Origin of the sequence: Pseudomonas sp. P1.31 (assembly GCF_001269815.1) — a bacterium.
GTDB classification, from domain to species: domain Bacteria; phylum Pseudomonadota; class Gammaproteobacteria; order Pseudomonadales; family Pseudomonadaceae; genus Aquipseudomonas; species Aquipseudomonas rustica.
The window spans coordinates 1-26,327 of sequence record NZ_LHVN01000044.1 but is presented as its reverse complement, the minus strand read 5'-3'; the positions used below and the strand labels follow the sequence as shown (position 1 = coordinate 26,327).

The window sequence follows — 26,327 nt, the reverse complement described above, 5'->3', positions numbered from 1 at the left end:
CATGGCCAGCGGGGTTGCCCGAGCGGTGTGTCTGGCGGCGCTCGGTGTCTGTGAGCACGTACTCGCTGCGCAACCCCGGACGGTGGAGTTCGACACCGATGTACTCGGCAGTCGCGGCATCGATCCGGCCATGGCCGAATACTTTCGGCTGGCTCCGCGTTTTAGCGAGGGCCGGCGCGTGGTGACACTGTTCGTCAATGGCCGTCAGATGGGCTGGGCCGAGGCGCAGTTCGATACCGCCGGTGAGCTGTGTTTCACCCAAAGCCTGTTGGACAAGGCCGGATTGCGCAGCCTCGATAAAAGCATCACCGACAGTCAGGGTTGTCTCGCTTTCCAGGCGCATTACCCACAGACACAAGTGACTTTGCGGCCGAATCAACAAGAAGTGCTTCTGCTGGTGCCAACCCATGCGCTGGCCGATGTGGCGCAAACGACCACAAATTTCACCCGTGGCGGCAGCGCCGGGATGTTCAGCTACGACTTGCTCGGACTGGATAACGCGTCTTCGGCCAGCAGCAGTCGCTACATCTCGGCCTCCACGCTGGCCGGTTTCAACACGGCCGACTGGATCGTACGCAGTCGCCAGCAATGGAATTCCGGGCAGCAGACTGGCGGCGTCGAACACCTCTACAGCTATGCCCAGCGCGATCTGCAACGGCTGGATTCAACGTTGCAATTGGGCCAGATCAACACCAGCAGTCCACTGTTTGCCGGTGTGCCCATCACTGGCGCGCAGCTGTTCCCAGCCCAGAGCGCTGTGCGGCCAAGCGAATCCAGCGCCACTGTCGATGGCATCGCCAGCAGCCCATCGCGCATCGAAGTTCGCCAGTCCGGCGCGCTGATCTACAGCACATGGGTGCCACCAGGGCCATTCAGCCTGAACGGTTTTGCTTTGCTCAATGGCAGCGATGATCTACAGGTGAAGGTCATTGGTGAGGACGGTGCGACAAGGGAGTTTGCGTTACCAATCTCGGCGTTCCATGAAATCACTCAGGCCCGACCCGGCTATCACCTGGCGGTGGGAACCCTGCGTTCGCGAGCGGATGAACAGATCGACAATCAAACCGTCGCCACGCTCAGCGGCAGTTTGAGCTTGGGGCCAACGTCGCTGCTCAGCAGCGGCCTGATGACAACGCCAAATTATCAGGCGAGCGGCTGGGGCATCGATACCCGTCTGTTTCAGCACGCTGACCTGCGTTGGCGCGCAGTTTTAGCCCGGCAGGCCGACACCGATTCGCAGGGAGTGCAGCAGAGCCTTTCCATATCGAGCGCATTTTTCGAACGGGCCAGTTTCGGCCTCAGCGCCACACTGCGCAGCGAGCAGTACCGCGACGTACTCGATAACCAGGCCTACAGCGCCGATCAATTGCAGCAGCGCTTCGCCAATCAATTCAGCGCGACGCTAGGTTGGGCGGATCCGCGGTGGGGCGGGTTCAGCGCTGCAATCAGCCGCAGCGCCTTGCACAACGGCGAGCACCGGCAACGCTTGAGCGGTTCGTGGGGCAAGGGATTCAAGCACGCCAGCGTGTCGTTCAACATCGAAGCCGAATCGAACGCGACGGCAATGCACCTGAGCATCGGCATTCCCCTCGGCGGCTCGCGCCAGTTGCGCACCTATGCCAACCATCGCGATACGCAAACGACGCTGGGCTCAGCGCTGAGCGAGCAGGTCACCGACACGGTGAGTTATCGCTTGGGCATCGACGGCATCGGCGAGGCGCGCGGTTCGCGGCTGAACGCCAGCGTCGGCTTGCTGCCGCGCTATGCCCAAGTCGGGCTTGGCGTGAACCGCGACGCGGCGAGCAACAGTTACATGGGCCAGCTCAAGGGAGGCATCGCTGTGCACGAGGACGGCGTGACGTTTTCCCCTTATGCCATTCAAGACACCTTCGGCATCGCTTCCGTGGGAAATCTTTCGGGGGTGCAGTTAACGACGCCGTCAGGCCCGGTGTGGACGGACGGCGACGGGCGCGCGGTGATTCCCGGGCTGTCGGCGTACAGCCAAAGCCGCGTGCAAGTGATGACTCGAACGTTGCCGCGCCGGGTCGATCTGATCAATGGTTTCAAAGAAGTGCAGGCCGGACGCGGCTCATTCAATACGCTGGATTTCGAAGTGATCAGCGTGCGTCGGGTGCTGTTGCAGATTGTCGATGAGCAAGGACTGCCAGTCAGCCGAGGCGCGTCGGTTTTGACGGAGCAGGGGCAATTACTCGGTTCAGTCGTTGAGGGCGGCAAAGCGTTTTTGAGTGATGTGCAGGGCGCGCAGACATTGCACGTTCAGCTCGCCAACAACCGCCGCTGCGAGCTGCAACTGGAACCGCCGCCCGACACTCACAGCGATCGCTTGTATGAAGCCATGGAGGGCGTTTGCCATGCGCGCTAAATCAGCCGTCGCGCTAGTCATCTACCTGCTGATGACACCGATTTTCGCCGCTGACTGCGAATCACGCTTGAGCCAGTCCGAAGTCGATTATGGCCAATTACATCGCGGCGCATTCCCTGATCAACCTCTCGGCCAACATTGGGTAAATCTGGACACTCACCGACTCACCTTGACGGTGATCTGCCAGACGCCAACGCCAATAAAACTGCGCTTCAACGGCACCAGCGCGGGCCCGAATGTCTTCCGGTTAGGCCAACAGGGCCAGTTCAGCCTGCGCATCAGCGACGCGGTAATAGACGGCAGCGCGGCGATGCTGACCCGCGATACCGACCCCCAGCCACGCGCGGAACAGTTATTCGATGCGGCGCAAACCATTCAATCGCAGCGCGCCCGGCACTTTACTGCGCAGATCGACGTTCAGGCGCAGCTGGACACCCGCCAGTTGCAGATCCACGACGAAACCCTGTTCGAAGCCGCCGGCACATTCGAGTTGCTGCACGACTGAATGCTCAGCCCGCGTGCTCCACCGTGCCGATGAAGTTGGCCAGTTCCGCCGTCTGCGGATTGGCAAACAACAGCTTCGGATCGCCCACTTCATGCACCTTGCCGTGGTGCATGAACACCAGTTTGTCGCCGACTTCGCGGGCAAAGCGCATCTCGTGGGTGACCATAATCAGCGTCATGCCTTCCTTGGCCAATTGCCGCACGACGCTGAGCACTTCGTTGACCAGTTCCGGATCGAGTGCAGAAGTAATCTCATCACAGAGCAAGACCTTCGGCGACATCGCCAATGCCCGGGCAATCGCCACGCGCTGCTGTTGGCCGCCGGACAGTCGATCCGGGAAAGCATCAAATTTTTCCCCGAGGCCCACGCGTTCAAGCATCTCTCTCGCCAGTTCCGCCGCTTTGGCTTTCGGCATTTTCTGCACCACTTGCGGCGCGAGCATCACGTTCTCACCGACGGTAAGGTGCGGGAACAGGTTGAACTGCTGAAAGACCATGCCGACTTTCTGCCGCAAGCTGCGCAAATCAGCGCGGGCGGCGTCGAGGTATTCGCCGTCGACTTCGATCACGCCGTCGTTGATTGATTCCAGACCATTAAGCGTGCGCAGCAGGGTGGATTTGCCCGAGCCGCTGCGGCCGATGATCGCCACCACCTGGCCTTCTTCGACGCTGAGGTCGATGCCTTTGAGCACGTGGTGATCGCCGTAGTATTTATGCAGGGCGGAAATTCTAAGTAGAGGCATGCAGTCTCCTTTCCAGGTAGCGCGCACTGAGGGACAAGGGGTAGCAGAGCAGGAAGTAACCGAGGGCGACGAGGCCGTAGACCATGAACGGTTCAAACGTGGCGTTGGCGAGCATGCCGCCGGTCTTGGTCAATTCGGTGAAACCGATGATCGAAGTCACGGCGGTGCCTTTGACCACTTGCACCGAGAAACCCACGGTCGGCGCCACGGCAATGCGCAGCGCTTGCGGCAGGATCACGTAGCGCAGTTGCTCCAGAGGATTGAGCGCGAGACTCGCCGAGGCTTCCCACTGGCCATGCGCGATCGACTCGACGCAACCGCGCCAGATCTCCGCCAGATAAGCGCTGGTGAACAAAGTCAGGGCAATCGCTGCGGCCATCCACGGCGAGATTTCGATCCCGGCCAAGGCCACGCCGAAGAACACCAGAAACAGCTGCATCAATAGCGGCGTGCCTTGGAACAGCTCGATCCAAGTGCGGGCGATATTGCTCGACAGAGGGTTTTTCGAGATGCGCATGATCAGGATCAGCAGCCCGACGAGGCCGCCGCCGATAAACGCCACCAGCGACAATGCCAGCGTCCATTGCAGGCCGATCAGCAGGTTGCGCAGGATGTCCCAGAAGGTGAAATCGCTCATGCGCGGCCCCCGCTTCGGCTGATGTAACGACGACCGATCCAGTTGAGTAACTGGCGAATCAGCAGCGCCATGCACAGGTAGATCAACGTGGTCAGCGCATAGGTTTCAAAGGCGCGGAAGTTGCGCGATTGAATGAAGTTGGCAGCGAAGCTCAACTCTTCGGTGGCGATCTGCGAACACACCGCCGAACCGAGCATGACAATGATGATCTGGCTGCTTAGCGCCGGCCAGACCTTGCCCAGCGCCGGCAGCAGCACCACATGGCGGAACGCTTCGAAGCGCGTCATCGCCAGTGCCGCTGCGGCTTCCAGTTGCCCGCGCGGAATCGCCTGAATGCCGGCACGGATGATCTCGGTCGAATAGGCACCGAGGTTGATCACCATCGCCAGCACCGCCGCTTGCCACTCGGAAATCTGCACGCCCAGCGACGGCAGGCCGAAGAAGATAAAGAACAACTGCACCAGAAACGGCGTGTTGCGGATCAACTCGACGTAGACGCCAAAGATTGCCGAGAACGGGCGGATGTTCCATGCCCGCACCAACGCCCCGACAATGCCCACGCCGACCCCGAGCAGCGCGCCGATGGCCGTCAGCTCAAGGGTGAACAGCGCGCCGCGCAGCAGCAGGTCGGTGTTTTGCACCACCGGCATGAAATCGAACTGATAAGCCATGAAGATCTCCCGCGCAGTCGATCAGAGATCGGCCGGCAGCGGCTCTTTCAGCCAGGTCTGCGAGTTCTTTTCCAGCGCGCCGTCAGCCTTGGCGCTGGTCAGGATGTCGTTGACCTTGGCCAGCAGCGCCGCTTCGTTCTTGTTCACGCCGACGTAAACCGGCGAATCCTTGAGTTTCACTTTCAGCGCCGGCACGCGTTTCGGGTTCTTTTCGCTGATCGCGACCATCACCACGTTGCCGCTGGCGATCAGGTCGACTTGCCCGGCGAGGTAAGCGGCGATGGTCGAGTTGTTGTCTTCGAAGCGCTTGATGGTCACGCCTTCGGGGGCGACTTTGGTCAATTCGATGTCTTCGATGGCGCCACGGGTGACGCTGATGGTTTTGCCTTTGAGGTCGTCGAGGTTGTTGATCGCCGCGTCTGGCGGGCCGAATACCGCGAGGTAAAAGGGTGCGTAGGCGCGGGAGAAGTCGATGACTTTCTCGCGCTCGGCGTTTTTGCCGAGGCTGGAAATCACCAGATCGACTTTGCCGGTGGTGAGAAACGGGATGCGGTTGGTGCTGTTGACGGGGGTCAGCTCGAGTTTGACCTTGAGCTGGTCGGCCAGCAGTTTTGCCGTGTCGATGTCGAGGCCACGAGGTTTCATGTCCGGGCCGACCGAGCCGAACGGCGGGAAGTCTTGCGGCACGGCAACTTTCAGCGTGCCGCGTTTGACCACGTCATCGAGACCGTCGGCGTGAGCAGGTATCTGGCTGAGCAGCAGGCTGGAAAACAGGGCGGCGAGGAGGGCGCTGTAACGCTTGGTCATGGACAATCTCCGGATCGGCGGGAAGTGATTTCTGCGATCGGACAGAGCATGCGCCGTGCCAATACGTGGCTGTCGTCGCGGCAGGCCGCGGTTTCAGAGACTTTGTTCGGTCTTACTGGTCTGAACAGTCAGGTTGTTTTTCGCACTGCGATAGCGCATCGGTCGCGATCACCGAACCCCGCTGGGGCATGACTTGCCGGACTCGGCGAATAGCTTTACAACTAGCCGCACATTGGCCTGACGCGTCTGAATAACCATGAATTCGATTTCCCGTGCAGTACCCGAAGTGGCGCTGCAAGCGATCCGCAAACTGATCACCGAACAGGGTTTCGGCGCCGGCGATGCCTTGCCGTCGCAACGTGATCTGGCGCTGCAACTGGGGGTGAGCCGGGCGTCGTTGCGCGAGGCGTTATCGTCGCTGAGCGCGTTGGGCGTGGTCAGCATTCAGCCGGGCAAAGGCGTGTTCGTGCAGGCGCCGGTGGAGTTGTCGTCGGACGAGAACGCGCCGGGCTGGTCATTCGCTGCGCAGGCGTCGCCGCTGGATATCTTTCAGTTGCGTTATGCGCTGGAAGGCTTTGCCGCCGGGTTGGCGGCAGTGACGTTGAGCACGTTTGATCTGGATGCGCTGGAAGATAATGTCGCGGCGATGCGCGAGCAATTGAAGGCCGGCGACTTTGAGGCGGCAGCGAAACTCGACTTCGAATTCCACCGGCGCATCCTAATGGCCAGCGGCAATCAGGCGATGCTGAGCATCCTCACCGCCAGCGCCGAGATGTTCCTCGATAGCCAGAAACTACCGTTCATCCGTGCCGAACGCGCCATGGAAACCTGGCAGGAGCACCGCAAAATCCTTCGTGCCCTCGCTCGCCGGGCCTCGGCTGCCGCGCAAAAAGCCATGCAGGAACACGTGCGCAATGCCGCGCTGCGCACCGGAATCGCCTTCATCGCTCCCGCTACCGCGTGACTTGAGCTATACCCAAACTCATCGAGTGCCATAGCAAGACTCAATCATCTGCGGCTTCCTGAACAGGGGAAGGGCGGCTATGATGGGCCACGTTTTTTTGCTTACAACCTGGAGAATTCCATGAGCAGCGATCTTATCAAACACGTTAGCGACGCTAGCTTCGAAGCCGACGTACTCAAGGCCGAAGGCGCTGTCCTGGTCGATTACTGGGCTGAATGGTGCGGTCCTTGCAAAATGATCGCTCCGGTTCTGGACGAGATTGCCGAGACTTACAAAGGCAAGCTGACCGTTGCCAAACTGAACATCGACGAAAACCAGGAAACCCCGGCCAAGCACGGCGTGCGTGGTATCCCGACGCTGATGCTGTTCAAGAACGGCAACGTTGAAGCGACCAAAGTCGGCGCACTGTCGAAGTCGCAGCTGGCAGCTTTCCTCGACGCCAACATCTAAGCGTCGCTGTAAAGTGCATTAAAAAAAGCCTCGCAAATTGCGGGGCTTTTTGCGTATTCAGGGCTAGACGCTCAGAAACTCAGGTGGTACATTCGGCCCCGCAGTGGTTTCTCCACTGCCCCCTGCTAGCCGTCGCCGACGCACTCCTTTTCGAATAAGTACGCGATCCTGTCGCCTTCTCTGCGGCGCGGCCTCATTAAGCCAAAAGCTTAATTTCCCCCCCTCCATAAATGATTACGTCATTCCTATATGAATCTGACTGAACTCAAGCAAAAGCCGATTACCGAACTGCTCGAATTGGCCGAACAGATGGGCATAGAAAATATGGCCCGTTCGCGCAAGCAGGACGTGATTTTCTCCCTGCTGAAAAAGCACGCTAAAAGCGGCGAGGAAATCTCCGGTGATGGCGTGCTGGAGATTCTCCAGGACGGCTTCGGCTTCCTGCGCTCCGCTGACGCTTCCTATCTCGCCGGCCCAGACGACATTTACGTCTCGCCGAGCCAGATCCGCCGTTTCAACTTGCGCACCGGTGACACCATCGTTGGCAAGATTCGCCCTCCGAAGGAAGGCGAGCGGTATTTCGCACTGCTCAAGGTCGACACGATCAACTTCGATCGTCCGGAGAACGCGAAAAACAAGATTCTCTTCGAGAACCTGACCCCGCTGTTCCCGACCGTGCGCATGAAGATGGAAGCCGGTAACGGTTCCACCGAAGACTTGACCGGTCGTGTGATCGACCTGTGCGCCCCGATCGGCAAAGGCCAGCGTGGTCTGATCGTGGCACCGCCGAAAGCCGGTAAAACGATCATGCTGCAAAACATCGCAGCGAACATCGCCCGTAACAACCCTGAAGTTCACCTGATCGTGTTGCTGATCGACGAGCGTCCGGAAGAAGTAACCGAAATGCAGCGCACCGTGCGCGGCGAAGTGGTTGCCTCGACCTTCGACGAGCCGCCGACCCGTCACGTACAAGTGGCTGAAATGGTGATCGAGAAGGCCAAGCGCCTGGTCGAACACAAGAAAGACGTGGTGATCCTGCTCGACTCCATCACCCGTCTGGCCCGTGCCTACAACACCGTGATCCCGAGCTCCGGCAAGGTATTGACCGGTGGTGTCGATGCCCATGCCCTCGAGAAGCCAAAGCGTTTCTTCGGTGCGGCACGTAACATCGAAGAAGGCGGCTCGCTGACCATTATCGCCACCGCGCTGGTTGAAACCGGCTCGAAAATGGACGAAGTGATCTACGAAGAGTTCAAGGGTACCGGCAACATGGAACTGCCTCTGGATCGCAAGATCGCCGAGAAGCGCGTGTTCCCTGCGATCAACATCAACCGCTCCGGCACCCGCCGCGAAGAGTTGCTGACCGCCGACGACGAACTGCAGCGCATGTGGATTCTGCGCAAGCTGCTGCACCCGATGGACGAAGTCGCAGCGATCGAGTTCCTGGTCGACAAGCTGAAAACGACCAAGACCAACGACGAGTTCTTCCTGTCGATGAAGCGCAAGTAACATCGCAGATTGAGCCGATAAAAATGGCGTCCCTACGGGGGCGCCATTTTTTTGCCCGTATTTTGTCCGGGCGAAGGGACGATGGCGATCTGGTAAGGTCTGTGCCTTGCAGAATGAGCAGCAACGTACGAGACCGTTTCCGCGTAAGAGAATCAGGCTGTACAAATAATAACCAACTGATTGGCATTCAAGATTTATGAGCACACTCGCTTATCGAAGGGATATCGACGGCTTGCGGGCCGTTGCGGTCATCGCCGTGGTCCTTTTCCACTTTGGCGTCCCGGGGTTTACCGGCGGTTTTGTCGGCGTAGACGTGTTCTTCGTGATTTCCGGCTACCTCATTACCTCGATCATCTGGAACCAGCGTCAGGCCGGGCGTTTCAGCTTCGTCGAGTTCTGGGCACGCCGTGCGCGGCGGATTCTGCCGGCGCTGTTTGCGATGATCGTCGCCGTGCTGGCGGTGGGCTGGTTCCTGATGGCGCCCAAGGATTACGAAGAGCTGGGGCGCTCGGTGCGTTATCAGGTGCTGTTCGTCTCGAACATTCTGTTTATGCGTCAGGACGGCTATTTCGACGTCGCGTCTGACCTCAAACCGATGTTGCACACCTGGTCGCTGGCGGTTGAAGAGCAGTTCTACATTCTCTTCCCGCTGCTGCTGGCCGTCATGTCGAGTCGTCTAAAACACTGGCGGCTGGCACTGTTCGCGATTCTGCTGGTGTCCTTCGGCCTGAGCGTGTGGGCGGTCAGCCACCACCCGGAAAAAGCCTTCTTCCTGTTGCCGATGCGCGCCTGGGAACTGCTCGCCGGGGCGATGCTGGCAGTGGCGCCGAAGCAGGCCTGGCGCTTGAAGCCAATGGCTGCGCAACTGCTGAGTTTGCTCGGCATGGGCCTGATCCTGCTGGCGGTGTTCGGTTACGACAAGTCCACGCCATTCCCCGGTGCGGCGGCGTTGCTGCCGGTGCTGGGTGTGGTGCTGCTGATTTTTGCCAACGGTCATCGCGAGACGGTGGTTGGTCAATTGTTGAGCAGTAAGGTGATGGTCGGTTTCGGCCTGATCTCCTATTCCTGGTATCTCTGGCATTGGCCGGTGTTCGTGTTTTCCAGCTATGCCAGCGTTGAAGACACCACTGCGCTCGACAGCGCCGGATTGATCCTGCTGACGCTGGTGCTGGGTTATCTGTCGTGGAAATTCATCGAAACGCCGTTCCGCGAGCGCCGTTTGCTCGCCGGTCGTCGGCCGATTCTGATTGCCGGCGCGCTGGGCGTGCTGGTGCTGGCACTGGCCGGGCAAACGCTGCGCTGGACCGATGGCTTGCCGTGGCGCTTGTCCGATCAGGCCCTGCAATATGCCAAGGGCCACGACTGGCGGCCGGAGTTGATGGCGTGTCTGGCGGACGACAAGACACCCGATGACAAACTGTTCTGTCATTACGGCGTGGCCGACGTGCCTGCGCAGGCGCTGGTCTGGGGCGACAGTCACGCCACGGCGCTGATTCCGATATTCGATGACGGCGCGAAAGCCCACGACGTCAGCGTGATTCTCGCCAGTTCACCGGGCTGCATCCCGGTGGAAGGTCTGGAACATGGCCCGGTGTGCGCGCATTTCAATCGCCGGATCGAGCAGGCGTTGAAAGAGAAAACCGTCAGCGATGTGGTGCTGGTCGCGCGCTGGAGTCTGTATGTCTACGGAGCAGCCAATGGCGACCTGGGCCACGTCCTGCGGACTGCGGACGGTCGTTATGATCGCGCCTATGCCGAGCAACGTCTGGCCGACGGTCTGCGTGCGCGGGTTGCGCAGTTGCGTGCCAGCGGCCATCGCGTCTGGCTGGTCAAAGAGGCGCCGTTGCAGCCCTACAGCCCGCCGTATCGCCTGACGCGATTGGCGATGCTCGATCGTTCGGTTGAAGGTGTTGGTCAGCAAGTCGCCATTCACCACGAGCGTCAGATGTTTATCAGTCAGTTGTTCGCTGAACTGGCCAAAGACCCGGCGGTGCGCATCGTCGACCCGGCGCCGCGTCTGTGTGACGACAAGGGTTTGTGTCACGCCGAGCTCGACGGCTACTCGCTGTACACCGACGACAATCACCTGTCGGAAGTCGGCGCGCGTCTGGTGGCACCGATCATGGAACCGTTGTTCATTAACCTGCAACGCCAGGAAAACCTTGGCAAAGCCCAGACGAATGCAGCCAAGTAAGCAGCGACAGGCTGCCACAGGGCTGCATAGCAGGTAGGATGTACGCCTATTTTGAGGGTGCCATCGTCAATGAAATTCAAGGATCTTCGGGATTTCGTGCAGCAGCTTGAGCAGCGCGGAGAGTTGAAACGCATCCAGATTCCCGTCTCGCCGGTGCTGGAGATGACTGAGGTGTGTGACCGCACGCTGCGGGCCAAGGGCCCGGCGCTGCTGTTCGAAAAGCCCACCGGCTACGACATTCCGGTGCTCGGCAACCTGTTCGGCACGCCCGAGCGGGTGGCCATGGGCATGGGCGCCGAGTCGGTCAGCGAGCTGCGCGAAATCGGCAAGCTGCTGGCGTTCCTCAAGGAGCCGGAGCCGCCGAAGGGCTTGAAAGACGCGTGGTCGAAGCTGCCGATCTTCCGCAAGATCATCTCGATGGCGCCGAAAGTCGTCAAAGACGCGGTGTGCCAGGAAGTGGTCATTGAAGGCGACGACGTCGACTTGGCGATGCTGCCAGTGCAGACCTGCTGGCCCGGCGACGTCGGCCCGCTGATCACCTGGGGCCTGACCGTCACCAAAGGCCCGAACAAGGAACGCCAGAACCTCGGTATCTACCGTCAGCAAGTGATCGGCCGCAACAAGGTGATCATGCGCTGGCTCAGCCACCGTGGCGGCGCACTGGATTATCGCGAATGGTGCGAGAAGCATCCGGGCCAGCCGTTCCCGGTGTCCGTGGCCCTCGGCGCCGATCCGGCAACTATCCTCGGCGCCGTGACGCCGGTACCGGACAGCCTCTCCGAATACGCTTTCGCCGGTCTGCTGCGCGGTAACCGCACCGAACTGGTGAAGTGCCGTGGCAACGACCTGCAAGTGCCGGCCACTGCCGAAATCATCCTCGAAGGCGTGATCCATCCGGGCGAAATGGCCGATGAAGGCCCGTACGGCGACCACACCGGTTACTACAACGAAGTCGACAGCTTCCCGGTGTTCACCGTCGAGCGCATCACCCACCGGATCAAACCGATCTACCACAGCACCTACACCGGCCGTCCGCCAGATGAACCGGCGATCCTCGGTGTGGCGCTGAACGAAGTGTTCGTGCCGATCCTGCAGAAGCAGTTTCCGGAGATCACCGACTTCTACCTGCCGCCGGAAGGCTGTTCGTACCGCATGGCCATCGTGACCATGAAGAAGTCGTATCCGGGGCATGCCAAGCGCGTGATGCTCGGTGTCTGGTCGTTTTTGCGACAGTTCATGTACACCAAGTTCGTTATCGTCACTGACGACGATATCAACGCCCGCGACTGGAACGACGTGATCTGGGCCATCACCACGCGCATGGATCCCAAGCGCGACACGGTGATGATCGATAACACGCCGATCGACTACCTCGACTTCGCCTCGCCGATCTCCGGCCTGGGTTCGAAAATGGGCCTCGATGCCACCCACAAGTGGCCGGGCGAAACCACTCGCGAGTGGGGCCGCGTGATCGTCAAGGACGACGCCGTCACCCAACGGATCGATGCCATCTGGAATCAGTTAGGAATAGATTGATGCGTGTAACCCTGCAGCCCTCCGGAGCAGTGCTCGAGATACAGCCCGGTGAGCGGATTCTCGATGGTGCGCGGCGCCTGGGCTACGAATGCCCGCAAAGCTGCCGCAACGGCAATTGTCACGTGTGTGCGGCGCTGCTGGTTGAAGGCCGCGTCGAACAGGCCGGCAAGGTGCATGACCACGGTGAGTTCTACACTTGCATAGCCGAGCCGCTGGAAGACTGCATCCTGCTGTGGGATGGCGTGCTCGCGCTGGGAGAACTGCCGGTGCGCAGCCTGTCGTGTCAGGTTATTGAATGCCGCGATGTCGGTGGCGACACCTGGCGCGTGCGGCTGCGTGCGCCGGCAGGCAAACCACCGCGCTACCACGCCGGGCAATACTTGATGATCGAACGCGAGAACGGCGAGAAATCGGCGTTCTCCATGGCTTCGGCACCGCATGGCGGGCGTGATCTGGAAATCCATGTGCTGGCGCGCGAAGCCAGTGCACTGAGCCTGATCGAACAGCTGCAACGCAACGCAATGGTGCGCGTCGAGCTGCCATTCGGTGATACGCATCTGGCCGAGCTGCCGGATGGGCCGCTGGTGCTGGTCGCTGCGGGTACCGGCATGGGCCAGATTCACGCGTTGATCGAACACTGCCGCGCCAACGGCTTCAAACACCCGGTGCATCTGTACTGGGGCGTGCGTCGTCCAGAAGATTTCTATGAAATCGAACATTGGGACGAATGGCTGAAGTTACCCAACCTGTTCCTGCACAAAGTCGTCAGCGATCAATGCGGTTGGGAGGGGCGCTGCGGCATGCTGCACGAAGCAGTCTGCGAAGACTTTCCCGATCTGAAACCGCTGCACGTCTACGCCAGCGGCTCACCGGCCATGGTCTACGGCACCCTCGACGCCTTGGTCGAAGCCGGGATGGACGCCCATCAAATGCGTGCCGACGTGTTCGCCTACGCGCCGCGCTCTTGAGCCGCGCTCTTGAGCCACGTTCCTAAGCCGTTATAACTCTCTATATAGCCGATCGGTATTTATGTAATTGCATAAATACCGCTAGGTTATATATCAATCAGGCAATCAATTAAGAACTGTGCCATGGCACTCAAATTGCCTTAAAACATATGTGCCTTATTGTTACAGCGGTGCGTTCTATTAAGTAATTCTTTACCCGCGGGGAGCTGAACGCTATTCGCCATGAGCGCCATTGAAAACGCTTTTCTGAATCTGAATTACCCTCCGCGGCTCGATCTTGGGCCGCAGCTGACGCACGAACAACTTCTCGCTTCCATGCAATCGACCATGGCGCGCCACAAGGGCGGGCCGGTGTGGCTGTTCGCCTACGGTTCGCTGATCTGGCGGCCGGAGTGTTCAGCGGTGGAGCGCGTTCGTGGACGCGTGCACGGCTACCATCGCGGCTTGTACCTGTGGTCGCATGAGCACCGCGGTACGCCGGAAATGCCCGGTCTGGTTTTTGGTCTGGATCGCGGCGGTTCGTGCAGCGGCTTCGCGTATCGCTTGCCGGAAGACAATCTTGATGCAGCGTTGTACGCCTTGTGGAAACGCGAGATGCCGGTGCCGTCCTATCGGCCACACTGGCTCAACTGCCGACTCGCAGATGGCAGTCAGGTGCAGGCTTTGGGATTTGTCTTGGAGCGGCACCTGCCCAGCTATGCCGGCAACTTGCCGGATCACGTGCTGAGTCAGGTGTTCGAAAGCGCCAGCGGGCGATACGGCACCACTCGCGATTATGTCGAGCAGACCGTACACGCCCTGCGCAGCCACGCCATGCCAGACCGAAATCTGGAGGCGCGGCTCAAGCGCTGTCAGTCACAGTGCGATCAGGCGACCGCTTCGCGACTCTGACTGGCGACTTGCTTGTGCCATAGCGTCGGGGCCAGAAAGGCCATCGCCAGCAGGCACGCGCCGATCAGCAGGACAAAACCACCGTCCCAGCCGAAGTGGTCAACGGTGTAGCCCATCGCCGCACTGGCCGCGACCGAGCCACCGAGATAACCGAACAGACCGGTGAAACCCGCCGCTGTGCCGGCGGCTTTCTTCGGTGCCAGTTCCAGCGCCTGCAAACCAATCAACATCACCGGGCCGTAGATCAGGAAGCCGATCGAGACCAGCGCGATCATGTCGACGGTCGGGTTGCCGGCCGGGTTCAGCCAGTAAACCAGCGTCGCCACAGTCACCAATGCCATGAACACCATGCCGGTCAGGCCACGGTTGCCACGGAAGATCTTGTCCGACATCCAGCCGCACAGCAGCGTGCCCGGAATACCCGCCCACTCGTAGAAGAAGTACGCCCACGAGGTTTTATCGACGGTGAAGCCTTTGGCTTCCTTCAGGTACGTCGGCGCCCAGTCCAGCACGCCGTAACGCAGCAGGTAGACGAAGACGTTGGCCATGGCGATGTACCAAAGCATTTTGTTGCGCAGCACGTATTTGACGAAGATCTCTTTCGCGCTGAATTCGTCTTCGTGGCTGGCGTCGTAGCCTTCCGGGTAGTCGTTCTTGTACTTCTCGATCGGCGGCAGGCCGACCGATTGCGGGGTGTCGCGCATGGTGATGAAGGCAAACACCGCCACGCCCAGCGCTACCGCTGCCGGTACGTAGAACGCTGCGTGCCAGTCGTTAAACAGGCCCATGCCGAGCAGGAACAACGGGCCGATCAGGCCACCGCCGACGTTATGCGCCACGTTCCACACGGACACCACGCCGCCGCGTTCTTTCTGCGACCACCAGTGCACCATCGTCCGTCCACTCGGCGGCCAGCCCATGCCCTGGGCCCAGCCGTTGATGAACAGCAGAATGAACATCATGGTCACGCTGGACGTTGCCCAAGGCGCGAAACCGAACACAAACATGACGCCCGCCGAAACCAACAGGCCGAACGGCAGGAAGAAGCGTGGATTGGAACGGTCGGACACCAGGCCCATGAGGAATTTCGACAAGCCATAAGCAATGGCAATCGCCGACATCGCCAGACCCAGATCGCCACGGCTGTAGCCTTCGTCGATCAAGTACGGCATGGCCAGCGAGAAGTTTTTGCGCAGCAGGTAATAACCCGCGTAGCCAATGAAAATACCAGCGAAGATCTGCCAGCGCAGGCGTCGGTAGGTGCTGTCTATTTGTTCTTCAGGCAATGGAGCCTGATGTGCGGCAGGGCGAAAGAAAGCAAACATTCAAGAGCTCCAGATTTCTTGTTTTGACTGCGGATGCGAATGTTACAGTTTCGTTACCGAAAATAGCACCGGTTCGCATCGGCAAAACAGCGGAAAATGTTGGAAGTCGCACGTTCCTTTACGAACCTGTCGCTCAGCTGTAAGAACAGGGCGTTTTTGTAGCGATCAGCGCGTTGTGTCTTAGACTCGCGCTCAATGAATGACTGATTGCAGAGATGAACCATGGCTCCGAATGTGCGCAGGTTATTGCCGAGGTTGTTGATGGTGGCCGTCGTCACCGTTTCGGTGCTGGTGCTGAGTTTCGCCCACGGAGCTGGCGCATCGGGGCTGCGTAACACCACCGTACTGATCGTCCGCCATGCGGAAAAACCGGACGTGGGCCGAGAGCTCGACGGCCAAGGCCAACAACGCGCCGCCGCGTACGCCGACTATTTCACCCCGCTGAAACTGGCTGACGACACACTCACCCCGCAACGCCTGATCGCCACCGCCGACAGCCCACAAAGCATCCGCCCCCGGCAAACACTGATCCCGCTATCACAACGCCTGCAACTGCCGATCGAACAACCCTTCGCCAACAACGACGTCGACAAACTGGTCAGCCAGTTACGCGACAGCAATCAGGCAAAAACCATCCTGATCGCCTGGCACCACGGCCACATCAACAAACTCATCGGCGCATTCGGCGGCAACGGCCCGGCACTGATCGGCCAGCCGAAATGGCCGGTGGGGGTTTATGACTGGCTGATTGTTTTGCGTTTTGACGACAAGGGGCAGTTGGTGGAGTCGCGTAGTGAGAAAGTGCAGGAGCATTTGATGCCGGGGGATGTTGTGGGCCCATAAAGTAGCTAAACATCCGTCGGAAAAATTACCTTCGCTAATTCGCTCTGCGGGTTCTCCCAGTTTCCCGACGGGATTAGAGAAACGTCCTGCACGCATTGGCGAAGCTGCGCCGTTCAGTTAAAAGCCATTGCTCCGTATCCTTTGTGCTGTTGCCGGATAGGACAACTCACTAGGGAAGGGTGCAATCATGCGGTGGTTTTTTGTGGTGTTTTTGTTGGTGATCGGTGGTTCTGCGCTGGCTTCAGAAGTGTTTTTGATACCGGAAAACAATCCCAAGCCGATTTATCCGCGAGAGCTGCAAAGGGCAGGAGTAACGGGCAAGGTGAAGGTTAGCTTCATCGCCAGCGCGGATGGTTCAGTCAGCGAGATCGGTATTCAGGAAAGCACTCACCCTGAATTTGCCGAGGCCGTTCGAGTTGCGATCGCGCAGTGGCGCTTTAAACCTTGGAACGTTGAAGGTGATAAGCCTGAGCAACAGGAAATCATTGCGCCAATGATCTTCCGCATCGAAGACCAGCCGCTGGATATCAATCAGTGGTTAAAAACGGTCAAATGCCGGGCCGTTAACGAAAACCTCGGAAATATGAGCGAGTTCGACTGGGTCGATTCGGCTGTTTTTGAATATACACGTGCCTATCTTTCAAACTCACTCACCAGGCATCAATTGTCGGATGAGCAACGTCTGGCGATGATTGCGAAGATGAATAGACGCGTTCCAACCATCGTCAGAAACTGTCGAGACAATCCGACACGAAAATACGTGACCTATTTGCCGGCGGAGATTCGAGAGTTATTGTGATGTAAATCTAAGCAGCGCCACGGGCAATGTCGCGATACATAGTTACCGCCAAACAACTTTGTAGAGTGTGGTAGGCAGGGGTTTCAAGGTGAGAAATGAAACGGCCAGTAACGCGGCATCAGCGTTACTGGCCTGAATGACAGTGTGGTTTCAGCGAACCTGCACCACAACCTTCCCTACAGCCTTACGCTGCCCAAGGTCATTGATCGCCTGCGCCGCATTGCTCAGCGGATACACCTGCGACACCAGCGGCTTCAATTTGCCCTCGGCGAACCAGCCGAACAATTGTTGAAAGTTCGCCGCGTTGTCCTGTGGCTGGCGTTGAGCGAAGGAGCCCCAGAACACGCCGAGTACCGCCGCGCCTTTGAGCAGGGCGAGGTTGACTGGCAGCTCGGGGATGCGTCCGCTGGCGAAGCCGACCACCAGCAGTCGGCCGTTCCAGGCGATGGCGCGGATGGCTTGATCGAACAGATCGCCGCCGACCGGATCGTAGATCACGTCGGCGCCCTGGCCGTCGGTGAGGCGTTTGATTTCGTCCTTGAGGCTGGCTTCGCTGTAGTTGATCAGTTCGTCAGCGCCGGCAGCCTTGGCCACCGCGAGTTTCTCGGCGCTGCTGGCGGCAGCGATGACGCGGGCGCCCATGGCTTTGCCGATTTCCACGGCAGCCAGGCCGACACCGCCGGATGCACCGAGCACCAGCAGGGTTTCGCCCGGTTGCAGGTTGGCGCGTTGCTTGAGCGCGTGCATCGAGGTGCCGTAAGTCATGCTGAAAGCGGCGGCGATGTTGAAGTCCATCGACGGCGGAATCGGCAGGACGTTATAGCCCGGCACCGCGACCTGTTCGGCGAAGCTGCCCCAGCCGGTCAGGGCCATGACGCGGTCGCCGACCTTGAGATGGCTGACCTTTTCCCCGACTTCGCGCACCACGCCCGCCGCTTCGCCACCCGGCGAAAACGGGAAGGGCGGCTTGAATTGATACTTGCCCTCGATGATCAGCGTGTCGGGGAAGTTGACCCCGGCGGCGTGCACGTCCAGCAGGATTTCGTTCTTCTTCGCGACAGGACTGGCGACGTCTTCCAGCACCAGCGATTCGGCAGGGCCGAAGGCTTTGCACAGCACGGCTTTCATCAGGGCTATTCCTTTGGGAGTGATGGCCGATAAGTGTAGGTGTGTCAGTTAAAGGGTCAACGAGCATGCCCGACCCTGATAGTCAGCCATAAGCTTGTGCTTGCGCGGCGGGTCGTTATGCTAGGCCGCAAACCGGATAAGGAGCGAATTGTGAAAGCGTGGATCATGTTGTTGCTGGCCCTGTCTCTGCCTGTGGCAGCGCTGGCCGAAGAAGCCAAAGAAGGCGAAGCGCCGAAGGTCAGCTACATCAGCCTGAGCCCACCGTTCGTGGGTAACTACGGGTTGGACGGCACGCCGAAACTCAAGGTCTACAAGGCCGATGTGGCGCTGCGCGTGACCGGCGATGACGCAGCCAAACTGGTCAAGGCCAACGAGCCGTTGATCCGTAATCAACTGGTGGCGCTGTTTACTCAGCAGACGACCGAGGCGATGGGCAGCATCGAAGGCAAAGAGAAGCTGCGTCAGGAAGCGTTGAAGCAGACTCAGCAGGTGATGAATGATGAGACTGGGAAGCCGGTGGTTGAGGATTTGTTGTTTAACAACCTGATCATTCAATAAGCATTAAAGACAAAAGATCGCAGCCTTCGGCAGCTCCTACATTGGAATGCGGTTCCCTGTAGGAGCTGCCGAAGGCTGCGATCTTTTTGCGCGTCAGCGCAGGGCAAGCACCGCCGCCCACTGCTCAGGTGTGACCGGCATCACCGACAACCTCGAGCCCTTCTGCACCAACGGCATCTCCGCCAGCGCCGTCTGCTGCTTCAGATAATCCAGCTTCAACACCCGCGCAAACGTCTCAACGTGTTCAACGTCAATCGCACTCCACGCATTCTTCTCCGGCGTCGCCTTCGGATCGAAGTAATGACTCTCCGGCTCCAGCGCCGTCGGATCCGGGTACGCTGCTTCGATTATTTTGCCAATCCCGGCAATCCCCGGCTCCGGGCAGCTGGAATGATAGAAAAAGAACTCATCGCCCACCGCCATCGCCCGCAGGAAGTTGCGCGCCTGGTAGTTGCGAACCCCGTCCCAGCGCGCTTTGCCGAGTTTTTCCAGGCCCTTGATCGAGAGCTCGTCGGGCTCGGATTTCATCAGCCAATAGGCCATGTTTTGTTCTCCTGGCGGGATCAGTGGACAAGTTGTCGGGCAATTTTATGACAAACCGACAGTCGGTTGACGTCAGCGTTTGCGCAGCGGTTCACGTTGCCGCAAAATGCCGGCCTTTAAAGCTTGACGCTGCTGCACGGCCTACAAACGGAAACCGCTGCTGTCATCGTGTTGATGTGCCTTGAGGGGGGCAATCGATGAAACGCAAACCGGATTTACTATGGACTTTGGTAATTTTGTTTGGCCTGGGCGTCGTGACCACCGGTTACGCGCAGAGTCTGTGGACAACCAAAGCTGACGCTCCAATCGAAGTCGCGCAACAGGTTCAACAGTCGACCGCGTTCAAGCGCTGAAACTGCACACCCGACGCCACTGATCTGCGGCGTCCTATCCCGCGAAATACCACGCCTTGTCGCTGACCGTGCCTTGTAACGGTACATCCCAGCTCGCCTGCGCCAAGCGTTCGACTTTCTGACATTCATGGGCCAGCCCCAACAGCGTCGGCTTGCGCCAGCTTTTGCGTCGCGCCAGATACGCCAGGCTGCGATCGTAAAAACCGCCGCCCATCCCCAGTCGCCCGCCGACATCGTCAAACCCCACCAATGGCAACAACACCAGATCCAGCGCCCAGACCTTGCGTTGCCGAGCCAGATTGGCCCGTGGCTCAAGAATGCGGAAGCGATTGGGTTTGAGTTTCTCGCCGGGACGAATGCGCTGGAAAACCATTTTGGTTCGCGGCCAGGCACTGAGCACCGGCAGATAAGTCGACTTGCCTCGACGCTGTGCTTCACGCAGCAGCAGGCGCGGATCGATTTCACCGTCGGTGGGTAAATACAGAGAGATGTGTTTGGCCCGGCGAAAGTGCGGGTCTTGCGCCAGTTGCCGATACAGGCCTTTGGCGGCCTGGCGTTGCTCGCTTTTGCTCAGCGAGCGGCGCGCCTTGCGCAGCAGGCGGCGGAGTTGCGGGCGGGGCAGCAGCGCGGGTTCGGTCATGGTTCGGCTTCGGCAGGTTGGACGAAAACGTACGCATAAAAAATCCGATGGCGGTTTTCACCGACATCGGATTCGAATCAGGCTCCCCGGATGAACCGCTGTCAACTTAGCCCTTGAACCCGAAAGTTCAAGGTGGAAGATGCAGTAGACTTTAAGGCTTTCCGTCTAGCGGACATGCACACCAGCCCAACGTGCAACTTCCAGGGTAGTGCGAATCGGCTCAGGGACATCGTCAACTGGCAAGCACCCCAGGGAGTGCCGCGAGTATACCGCAAGCGGCCAGTCGAATCAGCCCTTGGTGTTGGTCTGATCGTCGGCGAGCACCAGATCGACACGATCGAGCAAGTCGCGCACCTGTTCACGGGTCGAACCGCTGGCCTGGATATCCGGACGCTCTTCTTTGTGCAAGAGGTCGTGGGTGATGTTCAGCGCGGCCATCACAGCGATGCGATCGGCGCCGATGACTTTGCCGCTGCTGCGGATCTCGCGCATTTTGCCATCGAGGTAGCGCGCGGCGCTGACCAGATTGCTGCGTTCTTCCTGCGGGCAGATGATCGAATATTCTTTATCGAGGATCTGCACGGTGACGCTATTGCTTGAACTCATGAGTCTTGCTCCAGGGCCTTGAGGCGCGAAATCATCGATTCGACCTTACGCCGGGCGATTTCGTTTTTTTCAATGAGGTGAGCGCGTTCCTCGCGCCAGGTCTTTTCCTGAGCTAGTAAGAGTGCGTTTTGACTCTTAAGTTGCTCGACTCGACCAATCAACAGTTCGAGTCTGGCCATCAGCGCTTGCAGGTCGGTGTCTTCCATTGTGTCCACTGAGTTGGAGTCTGTCTGATGGGATAGCTGGCGGACAGCCTTTAATAGTCTTGGCGAGTCTGTCGATGTAGGATACAAGGCCTTCATTCTAGACATAGCGCCGTCTGGCGCCTAGCTGCCCATGACCATTCAGAATTCCCCGTACCAAGCCTTCGCCACCCTGCTGACTTCCAGCGGCCACAACGTCTCGCCTGCCGAACTGCATGGCCTGTTGCTCGGACGCAGCTGCGCCGGCGCCGGTTTCACTGCCGAAGAATGGTTGATCGACGCTGCCGAACTGCTCGAAAGCGAGCCGCAGGACAACGTTCGCAACGCCTTGATCGGCCTGCAAGAGATGGTTAAAGGCGAACTCACCGGCGACGACGTTACCGTCGTTCTGCTGCTGCCGACCGATGACGCGCCGCTGGCCGAGCGCGCCGCTGCACTGGGCGAGTGGTGCCAGGGCTTCCTCAGCGGTTTCGGCCTGAACTGCCGCGACAGTAGCATGCTCAGCACCGAAGCCACCGAAGTGCTGCAGGATCTGGCGGCGATCTCCCAGGTGCAAGACGCGCTGGAAGAATCCGAAGACGGCGAGACCGACTACATGGAAGTCATGGAGTACCTGCGCGTCGCGCCGCTGCTGCTGTTCTCGGAAACCAAGAAAGCCGACGTGCCGCCAGCGGCCAAACCGTCGCTGCATTAATCGCGTGCCAGGGAAAGCCATCTGCCCATGACCCATATCCCCAAAGCGGAATACAGCCGTCGCCGCAAGGCCCTGATGGCGCAGATGGAACCCAACAGCATCGCGATCCTGCCTGCCGCCGCGGTCGCTATCCGCAACCGCGACGTCGAGCACGTCTACCGTCAGGACAGCGATTTCCAGTACCTCAGCGGCTTTCCCGAGCCGCAAGCCGTCATCGTTTTGATGCCCGGCCGCGAGCACGGCGAGTACGTGCTGTTCTGCCGTGAACGCAACGCCGAACGCGAATTGTGGGACGGCTTGCGCGCAGGTCAGGAAGGCGCGATCCGCGACTTCGGTGCCGACGACGCCTTCCCGATCACCGACATCGACGACATCCTCCCGGGCCTGATCGAAGGCCGCGACCGGGTGTATTCGGCGATGGGCAGCAACCCCGAATTCGATCGCCACCTGATGGACTGGATCAACGTGATCCGCTCCAAGGCGCACCTTGGCGCCCAGCCGCCGAACGAATTCGTTGCGCTGGATCATCTGCTGCACGACATGCGCCTGTATAAATCGGCGGCAGAAGTGAAGGTGATGCGTGAAGCCGCACGGATCTCGGCGCAAGCGCATATCCGCGCGATGCAGGCCAGTCGGGCCGGCCTCCACGAGTACAGCCTCGAAGCCGAACTCGACTACGAATTCCGCAAGGGCGGGGCGAAAATGCCCGCTTATGGTTCGATCGTCGCCGCCGGGCGCAACAGCTGCATCCTGCATTACCAGCAGAATGACGCGCTGCTCAAGGACGGCGATCTGGTGTTGATCGACGCCGGTTGCGAGATCGACTGCTACGCCAGCGACATCACCCGTACATGGCCGGTTAACGGCAAGTTTTCGCCCGAGCAGAAAGCGATTTACGAATTGGTCTTGGCCTCGCAGGAAGCCGCATTCGCTGAAATCGCGCCGAACAAGCATTGGAATCAGGCGCACGAAGCCACGGTTCGCGTGATCACCACGGGGCTGGTGAAGCTCGGATTGTTGCAAGGCGAAGTCGACGAATTGATCGCCAGCGAAGCCTATAAAGCCTTTTACATGCACCGCGCCGGTCACTGGCTGGGCATGGATGTTCATGACGTCGGCGAGTACAAGGTCGGCGGCGAATGGCGCGTGCTGGAAGTCGGCATGGCGCTGACCGTGGAGCCGGGCATCTACATCGCCCCGGACAATCAGAACGTCGCGAAGAAATGGCGCGGCATTGGCGTGCGCATCGAGGACGACGTGGTCGTGACCAAAACAGGCTGTGAAATCCTCACCACCGGCGTACCGAAAACCGTCGCCGACATCGAAGCGCTGATGGCGCAAGCAAGGACACACGCGGCATGAGTCGAGTCAATCTGGCAATCATCGGTGGCGGTCTGGTCGGCGCCAGTCTGGCGTTGGCCTTGCAGGCCGGGGCCAAGGCGCGCGGCTGGAAGATCGTGCTGATCGAGCCGTTCGCTCCCGGCGACAGTTGGCAGCCGAGCTACGACGCGCGTTCGTCGGCGCTGTCCTTCGGCTCGCGACAGATTTATCAACGCTTGGGCGTGTGGCAGGAAATCTCTCGCCGAGCCGAGCCGATCAAACAGATTCACGTATCTGACCGTGGTCGCTTCTCCACCGCGCGTCTGTCGGCGATGGAAGAGGGCGTACCGGCACTTGGTTATGTGGTGGAAAACGCCTGGCTCGGCCATTGCCTGTGGCAGCACGTCGACAAAGACGTGATCAGTTGGCGCTGCCCGGCAGAAGTCACGCGCATGGAGCCGCTGGCCGACGGCTATCGCCTGACCCTCAACGATGAAACCACGCTGGAATGCGACCTCGCCGTGCTCGCCGATGGCGGTCGCTCCGGGCTGCGCGAGCAGTTGGGCATCAACGTGCGCCAGCGTCCGTACAACCAGAGCGCGCTGATCGCCAACATCACCCCGAGCGAAGCGCACAACGGCATGGCTTTCGAGCGCTTCACCGATGAAGGGCCAATGGCGCTGCTGCCGCTGCCGGAAAACCGCTGCGCCTTGGTCTGGACCCGTTTAGGCATGGACGCGCAACGTCTGGCCGATTTGAGCGAGCGTGATTTCCTCAGCGAATTGCAGGGCGTGTTCGGTTATCGCCTCGGCACGTTGAAACAGGTTGGCGCGCGGCATCTTTATCCGCTGACGCTGGTCGAGGCCGAAGAACAAGTGCGCTCGCATCTGGCCGTGCTCGGCAACGCGGCGCACAGCTTGCACCCGATAGCCGGGCAGGGTTTCAACCTGTCACTGCGCGATGCCGATGCCTTGGCCGCTGCGTTGCTGGCCAGCGACAAACCGCTGGGCGATTTCGCCACGTTGCAGGCGTATCGCGAGCGTCAGCGTCTCGATCAGGATCTCACCGTCGGTTTCTCCGATCAGGTCACGCGCCTGTTCGGCAGCACGCAGCCGCTGGTGTCGCTGGGCCGTAATATCGGCTTGCTTGGCCTCGATTTGTTGCCACCGGCCAAGCGCTGGTTTGCGCGTCAGGCCATGGGGTTGGGGACGCGTCCGGATGCTTAAGTGGTTGACTAAAAAATTCGGCAAGGCGCGGTTGATGCGCTGGGTCATGACCTTCTACCCGCCGTACCTCGGTGCTGGCGTGCGCGTGCGGCACATCAGCGATGACTTCCGCGACGTCCAGGTGTCGATGGGCCTCGGCTGGTACAACCGTAACTACGTCGGCACGCAGTTCGGCGGCAGTCTGTACTCGATGGTCGATCCGTTTTTCATGCTGATGCTTATGGAAAACCTCGGCTCGAAGTACATCGTCTGGGACAAGGCTGCGGACATCGATTTTATCGCGCCGGGCAAAGGCCCGGTGTTCGCCCGGTTCAGCATCGACGAAACCTTGCTCGGCGAGATTCGCCGGCAGACCGCCAGCGGCGAGAAATACCTGCCGCAGTTGCAGGTCGACATTCATGACGGCGCCGGCAACCTTGTCGCGCGGGTCGGTAAAACCCTTTACGTGCGGCTCAAGCCGCAAGCGAGACAGGCTTAAAGCATGGACATGCGCGCAGATCTGCTGATTGTCGGAGCCGGAATGGTCGGCAGCGCCCTGGCGTTGGCGCTGCAGGATAGCGGGCTGGAAGTTCTGCTGCTCGACGGCAGCCCGCTGAGCGTCAAACCGTTCGATGCTGAAGCCGCATTTGAACCGCGAGTGAGCGCGTTATCGGCGGCCAGCCAGCGAATCCTCGAACGCCTCGGCGTCTGGGATGGCATCGCCGCACGGCGCAGCAGCCCGTACACCGACATGCACGTGTGGGACGGCAGCGGCACCGGGCAGATTCATTTCTCGGCGAGCAGCGTGCACGCCGAAGTGCTTGGCCACATCGTCGAAAACCGTGTGGTGCAGGATGCCTTGCTCGACCGTTTGCACGATTGCGATCTGGGCATGCTCGCCAATGCGCGGCTGGAACAGATGCGTCGCTCGGGTGATGACTGGCTGCTGACGCTGGCCGATGGTCGTCAATTGCGCGCGCCGTTGGTGATTGCCGCTGATGGGGCTAACTCGGCAGTGCGCCGTCTCACCGGGATGGCCACGCGCGAGTGGGATTACATGCACCATGCCATCGTCACCAGCGTGCGCAGCAGCCAGCCGCACCAGTCGACTGCATGGCAGCGCTTTACCGATCACGGGCCGTTGGCGTTTTTGCCATTGGAGCGTGACGGGCAGCAGGATTGGTGTTCGATCGTCTGGTCGACCACGCCGAGCGAAGCCGAGCGTTTGATGGCGCTGGATGAGGCGGGTTTCTGCCGTGAGCTGGAGCGCGCTTTTGAGGGACGTCTTGGCGAAGGCATCAGTGCTGATCCGCGCCTGTGCGTGCCGCTGCGTCAGCGTCATGCCAAGCGTTATGTGGCGGAAGGGCTGGCGCTGATAGGTGACGCGGCGCACACCATTCACCCGTTGGCGGGGCAGGGTGTGAACCTTGGTTTCCTCGATGCGGCGGTGCTGGCGGAAGTGCTGTTGCAAGCGGCCGAGCGCGGGGAGCGTCTGGCGGATGTGAAAGTGCTGAGCCGTTACGAGCGTCGGCGCATGCCGCACAACCTCGCGCTGATGGCGGCGATGGAAGGGTTTGAGCGATTGTTTCAGGCGGATCGTTTGCCGGTGCGTTGGCTGAGAAATGCCGGGTTGAAGCTGGTGGAGCAGATGCCGGAGGCGAAGGCGCTTTTTGTGCGTGAAGCCCTTGGGTTGACCGGGGATCTTCCGGCCCTCGCCAAACCTTGATCATTTCGTTGCTGCTGATGGCCTCATCGCGAGCAGGCTCACTCCTACATTTGGAATGCATTCCCCTGTAGGAGCTGCCGCAGGCTGCGATCTTTTGATCTTAAAAACAACATCAAAAGATCGCAGM

General features: G+C 59.8%; 28 protein-coding genes and 1 other RNA gene. 18 read left to right on the top strand and 11 right to left on the bottom strand.

What is annotated here, in order from left to right; genetic code table 11:
• The first annotated feature begins 1 nt into the window (after position 1).
• Positions 2-2,383, top strand: a complete 2,382-nt coding sequence (locus AD669_RS26145; protein WP_053124917.1) for a fimbria/pilus outer membrane usher protein — start codon at positions 2-4, stop codon at positions 2,381-2,383.
• A complete protein-coding gene (locus AD669_RS26140; RefSeq protein WP_053124915.1) occupies positions 2,373-2,888 on the top strand; it encodes a hypothetical protein in 516 nt (171 codons plus the stop codon). The genes AD669_RS26145 and AD669_RS26140 overlap by 11 nt, the downstream gene beginning before the upstream one ends.
• A gap of 4 nt (positions 2,889-2,892) precedes the next feature.
• Here AD669_RS26140 and AD669_RS26135 read toward each other — a convergent pair whose 3' ends face one another.
• Genes AD669_RS26135 through AD669_RS26120 form a run of 4 tightly spaced genes read right to left on the bottom strand, consistent with a single transcriptional unit; the run spans position 2,893 to position 5,745 of the window.
• The gene (locus tag AD669_RS26135) at positions 2,893-3,630 is read right to left on the bottom strand and encodes an amino acid ABC transporter ATP-binding protein (RefSeq protein WP_053124913.1); all 738 of its coding nucleotides are present in this window, start codon (positions 3,628-3,630) and stop codon (positions 2,893-2,895) included.
• Entirely contained in the window at positions 3,617-4,267 is a 651-nt protein-coding gene (locus AD669_RS26130) for an amino acid ABC transporter permease (protein ID WP_053124911.1), read from the bottom strand. The genes AD669_RS26135 and AD669_RS26130 overlap by 14 nt, the downstream gene beginning before the upstream one ends.
• Positions 4,264-4,938: an amino acid ABC transporter permease gene (locus AD669_RS26125; RefSeq protein ID WP_053124909.1), complete on the bottom strand. Its 675-nt coding sequence runs from the start codon at positions 4,936-4,938 to the stop codon at positions 4,264-4,266. Before AD669_RS26125 ends, AD669_RS26130 begins: the two co-directional genes overlap by 4 nt.
• Positions 4,939-4,959: 21 nt before the next feature.
• Entirely contained in the window at positions 4,960-5,745 is a 786-nt protein-coding gene (locus tag AD669_RS26120) for a transporter substrate-binding domain-containing protein (RefSeq protein ID WP_053124906.1), read from the bottom strand.
• 256 nt (positions 5,746-6,001) lie between these two features.
• Here AD669_RS26120 and AD669_RS26115 point away from each other — a divergent pair, with 256 nt between their 5' ends.
• The 7 genes from AD669_RS26115 to AD669_RS26085 all read left to right on the top strand — a co-directional run bounded on the left by AD669_RS26115 (position 6,002) and on the right by AD669_RS26085 (position 14,257).
• Positions 6,002-6,709 carry a FadR/GntR family transcriptional regulator gene (locus tag AD669_RS26115; protein ID WP_053124904.1) on the top strand — a complete coding sequence of 236 codons (708 nt, stop codon included), beginning with the start codon at positions 6,002-6,004 and terminating at the stop codon, positions 6,707-6,709.
• 120 nt (positions 6,710-6,829) lie between these two features.
• Positions 6,830-7,159, top strand: coding sequence for a thioredoxin TrxA (gene trxA, locus AD669_RS26110; RefSeq protein ID WP_003206727.1), 330 nt, complete (start codon positions 6,830-6,832; stop codon positions 7,157-7,159).
• A 249-nt stretch (positions 7,160-7,408) separates the two neighbouring features.
• Positions 7,409-8,668, top strand: coding sequence for a transcription termination factor Rho (gene rho, locus AD669_RS26105; RefSeq protein WP_003229334.1), 1,260 nt, complete (start codon positions 7,409-7,411; stop codon positions 8,666-8,668).
• A 196-nt stretch (positions 8,669-8,864) separates the two neighbouring features.
• Positions 8,865-10,862 carry an acyltransferase family protein gene (locus tag AD669_RS26100; RefSeq protein WP_053124903.1) on the top strand — a complete coding sequence of 666 codons (1,998 nt, stop codon included), beginning with the start codon at positions 8,865-8,867 and terminating at the stop codon, positions 10,860-10,862.
• A 69-nt stretch (positions 10,863-10,931) separates the two neighbouring features.
• Positions 10,932-12,398 (top strand): 4-hydroxy-3-polyprenylbenzoate decarboxylase, encoded by a 1,467-nt coding sequence (gene ubiD, locus AD669_RS26095; protein ID WP_034151998.1) that lies wholly within the window; start codon positions 10,932-10,934, stop codon positions 12,396-12,398.
• Positions 12,398-13,366 (top strand): CDP-6-deoxy-delta-3,4-glucoseen reductase, encoded by a 969-nt coding sequence (locus AD669_RS26090; protein WP_053124901.1) that lies wholly within the window; start codon positions 12,398-12,400, stop codon positions 13,364-13,366. Before ubiD ends, AD669_RS26090 begins: the two co-directional genes overlap by 1 nt.
• Positions 13,367-13,588: 222 nt before the next feature.
• Entirely contained in the window at positions 13,589-14,257 is a 669-nt protein-coding gene (locus AD669_RS26085; protein ID WP_053124899.1) for a gamma-glutamylcyclotransferase, read from the top strand.
• Here AD669_RS26085 and glpT read toward each other — a convergent pair.
• Positions 14,233-15,582 carry a glycerol-3-phosphate transporter gene (glpT, locus tag AD669_RS26080; protein WP_053124897.1) on the bottom strand — a complete coding sequence of 450 codons (1,350 nt, stop codon included), beginning with the start codon at positions 15,580-15,582 and terminating at the stop codon, positions 14,233-14,235. The two genes, AD669_RS26085 and glpT, sit on opposite strands and share 25 nt — an antisense overlap.
• Before the next feature lie 222 nt (positions 15,583-15,804).
• Here glpT and AD669_RS26075 point away from each other — a divergent pair, with 222 nt between their 5' ends.
• The gene (locus tag AD669_RS26075) at positions 15,805-16,425 is read left to right on the top strand and encodes a flagellar basal body-associated protein FliL (protein ID WP_053124896.1); all 621 of its coding nucleotides are present in this window, start codon (positions 15,805-15,807) and stop codon (positions 16,423-16,425) included.
• 187 nt (positions 16,426-16,612) lie between these two features.
• Complete coding sequence (locus tag AD669_RS26070) at positions 16,613-17,224, top strand: energy transducer TonB (RefSeq protein ID WP_053124894.1); 612 nt, start codon at positions 16,613-16,615, stop codon at positions 17,222-17,224.
• Positions 17,225-17,374: 150 nt separating this feature from the next.
• Here the strand turns inward: AD669_RS26070 and AD669_RS26065 are convergent, their stop codons facing one another.
• Positions 17,375-18,352: an NADPH:quinone oxidoreductase family protein gene (locus AD669_RS26065; RefSeq protein WP_053124892.1), complete on the bottom strand. Its 978-nt coding sequence runs from the start codon at positions 18,350-18,352 to the stop codon at positions 17,375-17,377.
• A 150-nt stretch (positions 18,353-18,502) separates the two neighbouring features.
• On the opposite strand from AD669_RS26065, the gene AD669_RS26060 reads away from it, so the two are divergent.
• Entirely contained in the window at positions 18,503-18,910 is a 408-nt protein-coding gene (locus AD669_RS26060) for a flagellar basal body-associated protein FliL (RefSeq protein ID WP_053124890.1), read from the top strand.
• Between the two features lie 93 nt (positions 18,911-19,003).
• On the opposite strand, the gene AD669_RS26055 is transcribed toward AD669_RS26060, so the two are convergent.
• The gene (locus AD669_RS26055; protein ID WP_053124888.1) at positions 19,004-19,453 is read right to left on the bottom strand and encodes an EVE domain-containing protein; all 450 of its coding nucleotides are present in this window, start codon (positions 19,451-19,453) and stop codon (positions 19,004-19,006) included.
• A 197-nt stretch (positions 19,454-19,650) separates the two neighbouring features.
• On the opposite strand from AD669_RS26055, the gene AD669_RS28515 reads away from it, so the two are divergent.
• Positions 19,651-19,806, top strand: coding sequence for a hypothetical protein (locus tag AD669_RS28515; protein WP_008081430.1), 156 nt, complete (start codon positions 19,651-19,653; stop codon positions 19,804-19,806).
• A gap of 34 nt (positions 19,807-19,840) precedes the next feature.
• On the opposite strand, the gene AD669_RS26050 is transcribed toward AD669_RS28515, so the two are convergent.
• The 4 genes from AD669_RS26050 to AD669_RS26040 form a co-directional block, all read right to left on the bottom strand.
• Complete coding sequence (locus tag AD669_RS26050) at positions 19,841-20,446, bottom strand: 5-formyltetrahydrofolate cyclo-ligase (protein WP_053124886.1); 606 nt, start codon at positions 20,444-20,446, stop codon at positions 19,841-19,843.
• A 79-nt stretch (positions 20,447-20,525) separates the two neighbouring features.
• A non-coding RNA gene (ssrS, locus tag AD669_RS28325) (6S RNA) lies at positions 20,526-20,704 on the bottom strand.
• Between the two features lie 30 nt (positions 20,705-20,734).
• On the bottom strand, positions 20,735-21,052 hold the full coding sequence (locus AD669_RS26045) for a cell division protein ZapA (RefSeq protein ID WP_008081434.1): 318 nt from the start codon (positions 21,050-21,052) through the stop codon (positions 20,735-20,737).
• On the bottom strand, positions 21,049-21,258 hold the full coding sequence (locus AD669_RS26040; RefSeq protein WP_007911197.1) for a TIGR02449 family protein: 210 nt from the start codon (positions 21,256-21,258) through the stop codon (positions 21,049-21,051). The genes AD669_RS26045 and AD669_RS26040 overlap by 4 nt, the downstream gene beginning before the upstream one ends.
• 130 nt (positions 21,259-21,388) lie before the next feature.
• On the opposite strand from AD669_RS26040, the gene AD669_RS26035 reads away from it, so the two are divergent.
• The 5 genes from AD669_RS26035 to AD669_RS26015 are packed head-to-tail and all read left to right on the top strand — an operon-like array spanning position 21,389 to position 26,200.
• A complete protein-coding gene (locus tag AD669_RS26035) occupies positions 21,389-21,949 on the top strand; it encodes a YecA family protein (protein ID WP_053124884.1) in 561 nt (186 codons plus the stop codon).
• 27 nt (positions 21,950-21,976) lie between these two features.
• The gene (gene pepP / locus AD669_RS26030) at positions 21,977-23,311 is read left to right on the top strand and encodes a Xaa-Pro aminopeptidase (RefSeq protein ID WP_053124882.1); all 1,335 of its coding nucleotides are present in this window, start codon (positions 21,977-21,979) and stop codon (positions 23,309-23,311) included.
• Complete coding sequence (gene ubiH, locus AD669_RS26025) at positions 23,308-24,495, top strand: 2-octaprenyl-6-methoxyphenyl hydroxylase (protein ID WP_053124880.1); 1,188 nt, start codon at positions 23,308-23,310, stop codon at positions 24,493-24,495. The genes pepP and ubiH overlap by 4 nt, the downstream gene beginning before the upstream one ends.
• Positions 24,488-24,973 (top strand): DUF4442 domain-containing protein, encoded by a 486-nt coding sequence (locus tag AD669_RS26020; protein WP_053124878.1) that lies wholly within the window; start codon positions 24,488-24,490, stop codon positions 24,971-24,973. Before ubiH ends, AD669_RS26020 begins: the two co-directional genes overlap by 8 nt.
• A gap of 9 nt (positions 24,974-24,982) precedes the next feature.
• Positions 24,983-26,200, top strand: a complete 1,218-nt coding sequence (locus tag AD669_RS26015; protein ID WP_172680174.1) for a 2-octaprenyl-3-methyl-6-methoxy-1,4-benzoquinol hydroxylase — start codon at positions 24,983-24,985, stop codon at positions 26,198-26,200.
• Positions 26,201-26,327: the final 127 nt, after the last annotated feature.